This is a genomic window from Mycobacterium sp. VKM Ac-1816D, from assembly GCF_000416385.1.
GTDB classification, from domain to species: Bacteria; Actinomycetota; Actinomycetes; order Mycobacteriales; family Mycobacteriaceae; genus Mycobacterium; species Mycobacterium neoaurum_A.
On sequence record NZ_AOHQ01000113.1, the window covers coordinates 1 to 12,061 of the forward strand.

Genomic DNA, 12,061 nt, shown 5'->3' on the forward strand with positions numbered 1-12,061 from the left:
CCACCAAGATGGCAAAAAACAACAAACAAAAACCACCAAACACACTATTGAGTTCTCAAACAACACGCCCGATTCCGACCGCGCAACAAGTCCGCGGCTAAAAGCCGCGGTCCGTAGTGCGGGCAGTGAGGTACTCCCCGGTTAAGGGTTTCTCTCTCGGATTTGGTCTTCGCTCTCCGGCTTGCGGCCGTGTCGCTCTGACTTGGAATAAGTTACGGCAGGGCTAACAGCGAGTCAAATCGCCTGGTCAGCTCGACATCTTCGCTGGTCAGAGCGCCGGTCCGGTTACGAACCGGCGGCCACCCGCACCACCCCGGCAATGTTGCGCTTGCCACGTCGCAACACCAGCCAACGATCGTGCAAAAAGTCCGATGCTTGTGGTATCCACTCGTCACTTTCGATTCGCACGTTGTTCACGTACACACCGCCCTCGGCGAGCGTGCGTTTCGCAGCACCGCGGCTGGCCACCAAACCGCTGGCCACCAAGAGGTCAAGGATGCCGTCGGCCCCACCGGCCGGCAGTTCGGCCACCGCGCCGTCACCGGCCTCCTTCAACGCCGCACCCAATGTCGATTCATCGAGATCGGCCAACTCGGCGCGACCGAACAACGCCTGACTTGCCAGCTCGACGGAGTCGGTGGCGGCCTGACCGTGCACAAGGGTGGTGAGCTCGCGCGCCAACCGGCGTTGGGCGGCTCGTTCGTGCGGACGTGATTCGGTGGCCTCGGCCAACTCGTCTATCTCCTGCCTGCTCAGGAAGGTGAACCAGCGCAGATAGGGCACGACATCGGCGTCGGCGGTGTTGACGAAGTACTGGTACCAGGCATACGGGCTGGTCAGCTCCGGATCCAGCCACAGATTCCCGCCGCCGGTGGACTTGCCGAACTTCTTTCCCGTCGAATCGGTGACCAGCGGTGTGGTCAGTGCGTGGGCAGTGGCCCCGCGCTGCTGGCGCACCAGGCGCACACCGGCGACGATATTGCCCCACTGATCGGATCCGCCGATCTGTAGTGCGCATCCGTGCCGGTCGTGCAGCTGCACGAAGTCGTTGGCCTGCAGCAGCATGTAGCTGAACTCGGTGTAGGACATGCCGTCGCCCTCCAATCGGCGGCGGACCGTGTCACGGTCGAGCATGACGTTGACCGAGAAGTACTTGCCCACGTCGCGCAGGAACTCGATGGCCGACATCGGCCCTGTCCAGGACAGGTTGTTCTCGACCACGGCGCCGGTCGCGGACTCGTCGAACTGCACGAATCGTTCCAGCTGACCGCGGATGCGATCGGCCCACTCGGCGACGGTGTCGACGGTCTGCATGGTGCGCTCGCCACTGTCGCGCGGGTCGCCGATCATTCCGGTGGCCCCGCCGGCCAAGACGATGGGCCGGTGCCCGGCCTGTTGGAACCGGCGCAACGTCAGCAGCGGCACCAGATGACCGGCATGCAAACTCGGCGCGGTCGGATCGAAACCCGAATACAGCGTCAACGGGCCGTCGGCCAGCGCGCCGGCCAGCGCCTCCAAGTCGGTCGACTGCGCGATCAGTCCGCGCCATTGCAGCTCTTCCAGGATGCCCGTACTCACGCTGCCATCTTCGCCCATCAGTCGCTGTCACCCGGCGCGGGTGCCCGCGGGCTGCGCCGGTATGCCGACACCTCCCGCCGTTCGGGTAACCAGAACCGCCAGGGGCGATCGGCGGCGGTGCTGACCCCGACCCGCGGTCCGTCGACGGCGACTGTCGGATCGGCCAACTCAAGACGCACCGCCGCGGTCTGCTCGAAAAGGTCAATACCGTTGTCGTGCATGGTGATTCCCAGTGCAGAGCACAGGTTTCCCGGGCCTCTGGCCAGACCGTGATCGGGTGCGACGACACCGCGCCGCGATCGCGCCACCGGCTCACCGTCATCGATCACCGCTGCGCGCAGCAGCACTGCGGCGGCAACCCCATCGGGTCCGCAGGACACATTGGCGCACACATGGATCCCGTGGCTGCGATAGGTGTAAAGCCGACCGGCGGGACCGAACATCACCGCGTTACGCGGCCTCATCCCACGGAACGAATGCGCGGAGGGGTCCGGCCACGGTCCGTCTGGCGGTCCTCCGTAGGCCTCGACCTCGACGATCGTGGCGCTGACCCCGCGTCCGAACAGTCGCGCACCGACCAGCCGACGTGCCGAGTGCACCGGGTCTCCGGACAACTCGGCGGCGCTCACGCACCGATTGTGCCCGCAGCCGGATCCGTCGTCACCAACCGCGCTGCGTCAGCGCGGGTCTGTCTGCGCCGAGCCGATCAGGCGCGCGTGCTCGGCGTCATCGGTGATGGTGACCGCCTCGTCGATCAGCAGCACCGGAATACCGTCGTCGATGCGGTAGGCACGGCGCAGCCGAGGGTTGTACAGACACTCGCCGGCGACATGATGAAGCGGGCCGCGATCCTCGGGACAGACCAGGATCTCCAGAAGCTTGGCGTCCAGAGTCACGATCAGCCGAACGGCGCGATGCTGCTGCCCCACCCGGGAGGCGCCAGCGGCTGATCATTGTCGGGGTCCGGCGGCACCCACGGCGCGGCCGGACCGACCGGCGCCGGGCTCGCCTTACCTGCCGCAGCACGCTGCAAGGCCTGCCGTTGCTGTGCGACGGTGGCCTGCAGCGCCTCGGTCAACGGCACCAGGTTGGGACGTTGATCCATCGCCGCCCGCAACGCCGCCTGATTTCCCGGCGACGGCGGGATGCCACGATTGCGGAGCGTGATCGCGGAGTCCAGCAGCTTGGACACCTGACCGCCGGAGGAGCCGGAGGCGTAGATATCGGCGAGGCTGTCCAAGATGTCGGCATGTGCGGTCGCGGTGGTGCCGCCGGTCAACAACCCGGCGGCGATCATGGCTGCCGCCAGCGAACGCCGAGTGAATGATGTCATCACGATCCTCCTAGCCGGGAGCCTAACAGCGCACCGCACGTCGGGCTCGGTCTCACAGACCCAGCTCGGCGCGCACCGCAGCGGTCATGCGCTTGTACTGCAACGTATCGCCGTCGAAGTACCAGGCGTTACGCGTGGACTTCGGGATGCCCGCCGCACGCAGCGGACCCACCTCGGGCCGGTACGACGCACCGAGGGTCATCTCCGGTGCCGCATAGACCACATCAGGGCCGCGGCCGACCGGCATGGCGGCAAGTGCCTCGGTGACCTCCGCGCTGGGAACGCTGCCGCCGGGACGTAAGGCCACCGCCGTCAGCACCAGCGGCCCGTCCGGACCGTCCACGCAATAGGTGACCGCGAGATCGACTGCGCCGATCCGGCCGACGGCATCGTTGACCGCGGCGGTGAACACCACACCGCGCGGGGTGCGGATCACCGCGCTGCGGCTGTCGACCAGCCAGTAGTCACCGTCGTCATCACGCCGGAAGAGCTGCTCGGTGGACACCCAGGTGTCGGCGGGCGCGAAGACGCCTCGCTTGACCGAGGCGGTCGGATCGATGGGACCTCGCGGGCGCGCGAGCAACAGACCGACCTCGCCGGGCTGGGCCCGCAGCACGAAACCGCGCTCGTCCTCCAGGATCAGATCCTCGTCGACGTCATAGGCCGCCAGCTCGATGAACGGCCCGCCCGGCAACGGGCGGCCCTTGCAGCCGGGCTTCACATCGGCCACGTTGGCCAGCACGGCCTGCCCGTCGGTGGTCGCGAAGAATTCGACGACGTGGGCCGGGGCGAACACCTCGCTGACCCGCCGCCACAGCCCGGTCGGCATGCCGGCACCGATGAACAGGCGTACCGACAGCGTGCCGTTGAGCGCGAATGAGGGATCGTCGATGACCTCGCGCAGCATCGCCCAGGTGTAGGACACCACGGTGACGCCGTACTGACGGATCTCGTGCAGGAAGCGGTCGGGGGCCAACCCGCGCGACAGGGCGATCCGTGCGCCGCCGACCACGGCGCCGCCGAGGCTGACCAACAATCCGGAGGGGTGATGCAGCGGGGTGAGGCAGTACAGGGTGTCGCGGTTGCCGAGGTTGGCAGCCGACGCGGTGCCGAACGCCGAGAGCGCCCAGCGATAGTTCGTGATCTGGCGGGCCACCAGTTCGCCGTTGACGGTGGCGAAGGCGATATAGGCGACATCGCGGGCGAAGCCGGGATCGGGGCGGTACCAACCGGGCAGCTCGACACGATCCGGGTCGATGCGCTCCATGTCGATCACCTCGGCGGAACCACTGCCCGGTTCGGGCAACTGCAGCTCACGGGTCTCGCCGCCGCCCAGCACCAGCACCCGACGATCCAGTGTCCGGGCCGCCTCCAGGTTCGCCGGATCGGTCAGGATCTCGACCACTCCGCCGAGCCGGGCCGCCAACGCCAGATCGGCGTCCGGGGGCATCAGCACCGCGACCGCGCCCAGGCGGGACAGCGCGGCGATCGCGACCAGGGCGCTGGGCCGGGTCTGCATCAGCACCCCGACCCGCACGCCCTGGCGCACACCGACGTCGATCAAACCGCGCACGACGTTGTTGACGCGCCGGTCGACCGCCTCATAGGTGTGCACGCGACCGTCGAACAGCAGGAACTCGCCGTCGGGATGACCGAGCGCCTGTTCGGTCATGATCCGGCCCAGCGAGATCCGGGTGTGGTCGTTGATCTGGCCGAGCCGGGCGAGCCGCGGCAGGGTGCGCGCGGTCTCCACGAGCAGCGTGCGCGCCGACTTGTTGGTCGCGACAACCGCATCGGCGGCCGAGCGGGCCAGCTCGAAGGCCAGCTCGGAAGCGGCCGCCGCGCCGTGCGCGACGCGTGAGGCCAGGGCCACACCGCTGTCGGAGGACTCGGCAGGCTGCTCACCCATCGGGACGACGGCCTCGGGCAGCTCGCCGTCACCGCTACGCCACTTGACCCAGGACGCCACCGTCGGCCAGGTCTGCGTGGCCGCCTTGGACCCGACGACCAATCCGAAATGCCCTGCGCGGATCAGGTATTCGTAGGTGTCGGCCTGTGGCGCCGCGGTTTTGATCCCGCGTACCGCCGCGGGCTGGCCGATATCGTCGACCTCGCCGACCACGGCCAGCACCGGGCATTTGATATCGGCGAGCGTCACCAGCTCACCACGGATGTTGAACCCGCCGGACATCATCCGGTTGTGCGCGATGAACTGCTTGAGCAGCTCCGAGATGGCCGGTCCCGACCAGGCGATCCAACCCTCCGAGTCCAGGAACCGGCGCTGCTGCTCGCGCGGGAGGAGCGCCTCGCGGTCATGGAGTTGACGCAGGAAATCCAGCCGGGCCTGGGTCGTCTTGATCGGGTCGAGCATCTGGAACCCGGTGCGGGCCAACCACCCCGGGATGTCGATCCGGGAGAACACGTGGTCGGCCATGAAGTTGGCGGCGACCGCACCGACATTGGGCGGTATACCCATCGGCAAGGCGGCCAGGGTGTCGACCGGGGACCCGAACCCGATGATGCTCGCCAGATCCTTGGACCTGCGATACGCCGCGGTCTGGTAGCAGAACATGCCGCCCTGCGAGTACCCCGCAAGGTGAACATCACTGCCGGTCACGCGCTTCACCGTGTCGATGGCCTCGCTGAGCGCCACCACGTGGTCGGCCAGGTTGCGTTGCATGCCGCCCTCGACCTGATCGGGTGAACCGAAATCGATCACCCACGGGTCGATGCCCGCGGCGCGCAGGATGCCGACGGCACCGTCCTCACGCGTCACATCCCACATATCGGCCGACATCATCATCGGATGCACCATCAGCACCGGCGGGCCCGCGGGGGCGGTGCCCGGCCTGGAGTCCGGCGGGAAATAGCGCCGCAACCGGTACATCGGAACGCTCTCGATGATCTGGTACGGCGAGGGCACCGCTCCGGTCTCCAGGCCCCCGTAGCGCAGCACCTCGATACCGTTCTGCGCGGTGGCCAGCAAGCGGCTCACCGGACCGGTGACCAGTGAGAAATCCACCACAGAGCTCCCCTACCGTATGAGTCCAGACACCAGCGCCAATCCCCCGATTGCCCCGACATCATGGCACAGCGCCACTGGTCGGCCGCCGCGAATGTCCAGCGCGGCCCCGCCTAACCTGGACTCCGACATGGCGCATCTTCTCGGGGCCGAGGCCCTACATCTGGAATATCCCACCAAGGTGGTCTTCGACTCGGTCTCCCTCGGGGTCAACGAGGGCGACCGGATCGGCATCGTCGGACGCAACGGCGACGGAAAGTCCAGCTTGCTGGCCATGCTGGCCGGCCGGGTGCGACCCGATTCGGGCCGGGTGACGGTCCGCGGCGGGGTGCGCGTCGGGGTGCTCGATCAAGCCGACACGCTCGATTCCGAGGACACCGTCGGGCACGCCGTCGTCGGCGACGTCGCCGAACATGTGTGGGCAGGTGACCCGCGCGGACGCGATGTCATCGCCGGGTTGCTCGGCGACCTGAGCTGGGATGCGGTGCTCGGGACGCTCTCGGGCGGTCAGCGGCGACGGGTTGCGCTGGCCCGACTGCTGGCCGGTGACCACGACGTGCTCGCACTCGACGAGCCGACCAACCACCTCGATGTGGAGGCCATCACCTGGCTGGCCGAACATCTCAAACGACGCTGGTCGGCTTCGGCGGGCGGGCTGCTGGTCGTCACGCACGACCGTTGGTTCCTCGACGAGGTGTGCAACACCACCTGGGAGGTGCATGACCGGATCGTCGAGCCGTTCGACGGGGGCTACGCGGCCTACATCCTGCAGCGCGTGGAACGCGACCGGCAGGCCGCCACCATCGAGGCGCGCCGGCAGAACCTGGCCCGCAAGGAACTCGCCTGGTTGCGGCGCGGCGCACCGGCACGGACCTCCAAACCCAAGTTCCGTATCGACGCCGCCAACGCGTTGATCGCCGACGTACCCGAGATCCGGGACAAGGTCGCCCTGCAATCGCTGGCGGTCACCCGGTTGGGCAAGCAGGTGGTCGACCTGTTGGACGTCTCGGTGAGCTACGGCGAGAGGGCCGTGCTGCGCGATGTCGAATGGCGGATCGCACCGGGTGAGCGGACCGGCATTCTCGGGGTGAACGGTGCGGGCAAATCCACTCTGCTCGGTCTCGTCGACGGCTCCGTACACCCCACCGAGGGGCGCGTCAAAACCGGCAAGACGGTCCATATCGCCACCCTGACCCAGGGCTCGGACCGGCTGGCCGACCATCTCGACGAACCGGTCCGGGTGGTGCTGAGCCGGCTGGCCACCACCTACACGTTCGGGGCGGGTTCCAAGGCCCAGGAGCTCACCCCGAGCCAACTCCTCGAGCGGCTCGGGTTCGGCAGCGCGCAGTTGTCGACTCCGGTGAAGGATCTGTCCGGTGGCCAGCAGCGGCGTCTGCAGCTGCTGCTGATCCTCTTGGAGCAGCCCAATGTGCTGATCCTCGACGAGCCGACCAACGACCTGGACACCGACATGCTGGCGGCGATGGAAGATCTGCTCGACTCGTGGCCGGGCACACTGATCGTGGTCAGCCACGACCGGTACTTCCTGGAGCGCGTCACCGACCAGCAATACGGCATCCTCGGTGGGCACCTGCGGCATCTGCCCGGCGGGGTCGACGAGTATCTACGGCTGCGGGCCGCGCATGCGTCGCAGACCGGTCCGGCGGCCGCGAAACCGACGGTCCAGGAAGGGTTGTCGGGTGCCGACCTGCGCACCGCACAGAAGGAGATCTCGGCGATCGAACGCAAACTGGAGAAGCTCGCCAGCCAGATCGACGCCGCCCATGTCCGGCTCGCCGAGCACGATCAGGATGACTACGAAGGGCTACAACGGCTCAGCGGTGGGCTGCGGGAGCTGGAATCCGAGGTCGCCGCCCTGGAGGAGCGCTGGCTCGAGTTGTCCGACAGCGTAGGCTGAGCCGACGCTAAAGCCGGATCAGCGCAACCTGATCCGTAGCCGGTCGGCGGTATCGCGCACCACGGCAAGCTGACGGGCCACCTGAACCGGCGCCGTGCCGCCACGCGCATCCCGCGAGTCGACCGACCCCGCGATGGTCAACACCGCGCGCACCTCGGCCGTCAGCCCTGGGTGGATACCCGCGAGCTCATCATCGGCGAGTTCCTCCAGCCCGACGTTGCGGGCCTCGGCCGCCTTGACCGCCGCGCCGGCCGCCTCGTGTGCAACGCGGAACGGAATACCTTGGCGCACCATCCATTCGGCGATATCGGTCGCAAGCGTGAAGCCCAGCGGCGCCAAGTCGGCCATCCGGTCGGTGTCAAAGGTGAGGGTGGCAACCAAACCGGCCATCGCCGGCAGCAGCAGCTGCAGCTGCCCCACCGAATCGAAGACCGGTTCCTTGTCCTCCTGCAGATCCCGGTTGTAGGCCAACGGCTGCGCCTTGAGCGTCGCCAGCAGACCGGTCAGGTTGCCGATGAGCCGCCCGGACTTCCCGCGGGCCAGCTCGGCGATATCCGGGTTTTTCTTCTGAGGCATGATCGAGGAGCCCGTCGACCAGGCGTCGTGCAGCTTCACATAACCGAACTCGGTGGTGCTCCACAGGATGATGTCCTCGGCCAACCGGGAGAGATCCACCGCGATCATCGCGAACACAAAGGCCGCCTCGGCCGCGAAATCCCTTGCCGCCGTGGCGTCGATGGAGTTGTCGGCAGCGGCGTCGAAGCCCAGCTCGGCGGCGATCGCGTCGGGGTCCAGCCCCAGCGAGGATCCGGCCAACGCTCCGGAACCGTACGGCGACACCGCGGTCCGCTTGTCCAGGTCGACGAGGCGTTCGGCGTCGCGCAACAGCGGGTGCGCATGGGCCAGCAGATGGTGGGCGAGCAACACCGGTTGCGCGGACTGCAGGTGCGTCTTGCCCGGCATGATCGCCGTCGGGTGTGCGGCTGCCTGGGTGGCCAGCGCCGCTACCACGTCGAGTACCCCGTCGCCGACGGCCTTGACGGCGTCGCGCAACCACATCCGGAACAATGTGGCCACCTGGTCGTTTCGCGAGCGGCCGGCACGCAGACGGCCACCGAGCTCGGGTCCGACCCGATCGATCAGACCGCGCTCCAGCGCCCCGTGCACGTCCTCGTCCGTCGGCAGCGGCCCGAAGCTGCCGTCGGCCACATCGGCGCCCAGACTGTCCAGACCCGCCAACAGGCCGTCGCGCTGCTCGTCGGTGAGCAGGCCGGCGCGATGCAGGACCCTCGCGTGCGCCTTGGAGGCGGTGACGTCATAAGGGGCCAGCGCCCAGTCGAAGTGGGTCGACTTGCTCAGCGCGGCCAGGGCGTCGGACGGTCCGTCGGCGAACCGTCCGCCCCACAGCGATCCTTCGTTGGTGCTCATACAGATTCCTTCCGCGAGCGTGCGTGAACTCCGGTCTGGCGGCGGCGTGTCGCCCGCAGACGCGCACGCTCGCGAAGGAGTGGGGTCACAGGCCCAGGTCGCGCTTGGCCGAGATCTTGCTGCTGAGTCCGTGCACGTGCACGAAGCCCTTGGCGCTGGACTGGTCGAAGCTGTCACCCTCGTCGTAGGTGGCCAGGTTGAAGTCGTACAGCGAGGTCGGGCTGCGACGGCCGTTGACCGCGATATGCCCACCGTGCAGGACCAGTCGGATCTCGCCGGTGACGTGCTCCTGGGTGTGCGCGACGAACGACTCCAGCGCGCGCTTGAGCGGCGAGTACCACAGGCCGTCATAGACCAGCTCGCCCCACTTCTGGTCGGTGCCGCGCTTGTAGCGGCCCAGCTCGCGCTCCAGGGTGACGTGCTCCAACTCGGTGTGCGCGGTGATCAGCACCATGGCGCCGGGCGCCTCGTAGATCTCGCGGCTCTTGATGCCGACCAGCCGGTCCTCGACGACGTCGAGCCGGCCGACGCCCTGGGCGCCGGCGCGCCGGTTGAGTTCCTCGATGGCCTGCAGCACGGTGACCGGACGGCCATCGATGGAGACCGGCACACCCTTGTCGAATCCGACGATGACCTCGTCGGGGCTGCTCCAGTTGATGGTGGGGTCCTCGGTGTAGTCGTAGACGTCCTTGGTGGGCGCGTTCCACAGATGCTCCAGGAACCCGGTCTCCACCGCACGGCCCCACACGTTCTGGTCGATCGAGAACGGCGAACGCTTCGTGACGTTGATCGGGATGTCGTTCTCTTCGGCGAAGGCGATGGCCTTCTCGCGGGTCCAGGCATAGTCACGAACCGGGGCCAGAACTTGCAGATCCGGTGCCAGCGACGCGAATCCGACCTCGAACCGGACCTGGTCGTTGCCCTTGCCGGTGCAGCCATGTGCCACGATGCCGCCACCGTGCTCACGCGCGGCCTTGACCAGGTGCTTGACGATCAGCGGCCGGCTGATGGCCGACACCAGCGGGTAACGGTCCATGTAGAGCGCGTTGGACTGGATGGTCGGCAGGCAGTACTCGTCGGCGAACTCGTCGCGCGCGTCGACGACGACGGCCTCGACAGCGCCGCAGTCCAGGGCGCGCTGACGCACGACATCCATGTCCTCGCCGCCTTGGCCGAGGTCGATGGCGACGGCGACGACCTCCTTGCCGGTTTCCTTGCCGATCCAGCTGATGGCCACCGAGGTGTCCAGACCGCCGGAATACGCCAGGATGACGCGCTCGGACATTGGTTGATCTCCCTTTTTAGTGAACTGTTACTTCAAGTTTTCGAACATGCTCGCGAGCTCTGCGCCGGTCATCGGCTCACGGGCTATCACGAAGATGGTGTCATCACCGGCGACGGTGCCGACAACCTGGGGCAACGATGCCCGGTCGATGGCGCTGGCCAGGTAATGCGCCGCCCCGGGCGGGGTGCGCAGCACGGCCAGGTTGGCACTGGAATCGGTGGCGACCAGCAGTTCGCCGAGCAGCTTCGTGACCCGCTCGGTTCCGCCGGAGACGCCCCGCACCGGGCTGCCGTCCTCGGGCACCACGTACACCCCGACACCGCCGTCGGCCCCGCGCAGCTTCACCGCACCGAGTTCCTCCAGGTCCCGCGACAGGGTGGCCTGGGTGACATCGATACCCTCGGCGGCGAGCAGGGCGGCCAGCTCGGTCTGGCTGCTGATCGCGTTCGACGACAGCAACGTGACGATGCGGGCCTGGCGGCCGGCCCGGGTCGGGGTGCTCATGCGGTTCCCTCGCAGGCTCGGGTCCCGCATATCGGCCGTCGATTCGCTCCGCAAGCGTCGCTCATGATGTCAGGCACGCTCCAACAGCCAGGCCAGCAGCGCCTTCTGGGCGTGCAGCCGGTTCTCGGCCTCGTCGAACACCGCACTCTGCGGGCCGTCGATGACCTCGTCGGTGATCTCGTGTCCGCGGTGCGCCGGAAGGCAATGCAGGACAACGGCATCGGGGTCGGCAAGCTTCAGCAGGTCGGCGTTGACCTGGAACGGACGGAACGGGCGCACCCGGTCCAGGCCGTCGTTCTCCTGGCCCATCGAGGTCCAGGTGTCGGTGACCAGGACGTCGACACCGTCGACGGCGGCCCTCGGGTCGGCGCTGACGGATACGGTCGCTCCCGTTTCACTGGCGCGGCGGCGGGCGGCGTCGACGAACTGCGGATGCGGTTCGAAACCCGCAGGTGCGGCGATGGTGACGTCGATCCCGGCGGTGACCCCGCCCAGCATCAGCGAGTGCGCCATGTTGTTGGCGCCGTCACCCAGATAGGTCATGGTCAGGCCGTGCAGCGCGCCCTTGCGCTCGGCGAGGGTCTGCAGATCGGCGAGCACCTGGCACGGGTGGAACTCGTCGGAGAGCGCGTTGACGATCGGGACGGTCGACCCGGAGGCCATGGCGCTCAGGCGTTCCTGGGCGAAGGTCCGCCACACGATGGCGTCGACATAGCGCGAGAGCACCGCGCCGGTGTCCTCCAGGGTCTCCTCGCGACCGAGCTGGGTGCTGCGGCCGTCGACGACGACGGCGTGCCCGCCGAGCTGGGCGATGCCCATCTCGAAGGAGAACCGGGTGCGGGTGGAGTTCTTCTCGAAGATGACCGCGACGCCGCGCGGACCCTCCAGCGGGCGCCGCGAGAACGGCGCGGCCTTGAGTTCGGCGGCCAGCGCGAGCACCTCGGCCTGCTCGTCGGGCGTCAGGTCGTCGTCACGCAGGAAATGTCGGGTCAT

10 protein-coding genes are annotated in these 12,061 nt (G+C 67.9%); 1 reads left to right on the top strand and 9 read right to left on the bottom strand.

Annotated features, from left to right (window positions below):
• Window positions 1-285: 285 nt before the first annotated feature.
• From tyrS to G154_RS03995, 5 genes are read right to left on the bottom strand one after another with little or no spacing between them, the layout of a single operon-like run.
• Window positions 286-1,578, bottom strand: a complete 1,293-nt coding sequence (gene tyrS, locus G154_RS03975; RefSeq protein WP_023985930.1) for a tyrosine--tRNA ligase — start codon at window positions 1,576-1,578, stop codon at window positions 286-288.
• Window positions 1,579-1,595: 17 nt separating this feature from the next.
• A complete protein-coding gene (locus G154_RS03980; protein ID WP_019511554.1) occupies window positions 1,596-2,207 on the bottom strand; it encodes a DNA-3-methyladenine glycosylase in 612 nt (203 codons plus the stop codon).
• Window positions 2,208-2,255: 48 nt separating this feature from the next.
• Window positions 2,256-2,477, bottom strand: a complete 222-nt coding sequence (locus tag G154_RS03985; protein WP_110807311.1) for a Trm112 family protein — start codon at window positions 2,475-2,477, stop codon at window positions 2,256-2,258.
• Window positions 2,477-2,911 carry a hypothetical protein gene (locus G154_RS03990; protein WP_131701349.1) on the bottom strand — a complete coding sequence of 145 codons (435 nt, stop codon included), beginning with the start codon at window positions 2,909-2,911 and terminating at the stop codon, window positions 2,477-2,479. The genes G154_RS03985 and G154_RS03990 overlap by 1 nt, the downstream gene beginning before the upstream one ends.
• A gap of 52 nt (window positions 2,912-2,963) precedes the next feature.
• Window positions 2,964-5,936: an acyl-CoA synthetase gene (locus G154_RS03995; protein ID WP_019511551.1), complete on the bottom strand. Its 2,973-nt coding sequence runs from the start codon at window positions 5,934-5,936 to the stop codon at window positions 2,964-2,966.
• Window positions 5,937-6,063: 127 nt separating this feature from the next.
• Here G154_RS03995 and G154_RS04000 point away from each other — a divergent pair, with 127 nt between their 5' ends.
• Window positions 6,064-7,851, top strand: a complete 1,788-nt coding sequence (locus G154_RS04000) for an ABC-F family ATP-binding cassette domain-containing protein (RefSeq protein WP_019511550.1) — start codon at window positions 6,064-6,066, stop codon at window positions 7,849-7,851.
• A gap of 18 nt (window positions 7,852-7,869) precedes the next feature.
• On the opposite strand, the gene argH is transcribed toward G154_RS04000, so the two are convergent.
• The 4 genes from argH to argF form a co-directional block, all read right to left on the bottom strand.
• Entirely contained in the window at window positions 7,870-9,279 is a 1,410-nt protein-coding gene (argH, locus tag G154_RS04005; RefSeq protein WP_019511549.1) for an argininosuccinate lyase, read from the bottom strand.
• 85 nt (window positions 9,280-9,364) lie between these two features.
• The gene (locus tag G154_RS04010; RefSeq protein WP_019511548.1) at window positions 9,365-10,564 is read right to left on the bottom strand and encodes an argininosuccinate synthase; all 1,200 of its coding nucleotides are present in this window, start codon (window positions 10,562-10,564) and stop codon (window positions 9,365-9,367) included.
• Between the two features lie 27 nt (window positions 10,565-10,591).
• Window positions 10,592-11,068: an arginine repressor gene (locus G154_RS04015; RefSeq protein ID WP_019511547.1), complete on the bottom strand. Its 477-nt coding sequence runs from the start codon at window positions 11,066-11,068 to the stop codon at window positions 10,592-10,594.
• Window positions 11,069-11,137: 69 nt separating this feature from the next.
• A complete protein-coding gene (argF, locus tag G154_RS04020; protein ID WP_019511546.1) occupies window positions 11,138-12,061 on the bottom strand; it encodes an ornithine carbamoyltransferase in 924 nt (307 codons plus the stop codon).